Origin of the sequence: Kocuria coralli, from assembly GCF_008831305.1 — a bacterium.
Lineage (GTDB): Bacteria > Actinomycetota > Actinomycetes > Actinomycetales > Micrococcaceae > Kocuria > Kocuria coralli.
This window is the reverse complement of the sequence record NZ_ML708669.1, coordinates 1-253: the sequence shown is the minus strand read 5'-3', so window position 1 is coordinate 253 and position 253 is coordinate 1. Positions and strand designations below refer to the sequence as shown.

General features: G+C 31.6%; 1 protein-coding gene. It reads right to left on the bottom strand.

Annotated features, from left to right (window positions below):
* Positions 1 to 253 (bottom strand): hypothetical protein (locus FCK90_RS15280; RefSeq protein WP_220433361.1); only part of this gene is annotated, 253 nt, incomplete at both ends.

The following is a 253-nucleotide window of genomic DNA, read 5'->3' as shown; positions in this document are numbered from 1 at the left end:
CGATAGTTGGATTCTATAAGCTTAATAACTTCGAGCATGGTGGAAGTGGTGCTTGATTGTGAGTTGGTAAGATCATCAGCTAAATATGTATCACATTTACGTACCAGTTCAGTGAACAGAATTGGCAAATAAAGAGTGATAATTCGTGATGAAAATTCTTCTTCTAAAAAATATTCCGTGATAATTTGGTTTAAAATTTGTTGGATATGCGGAATTTGCGCACTTTGAAAAATAATATATTTCTTTAAAGATT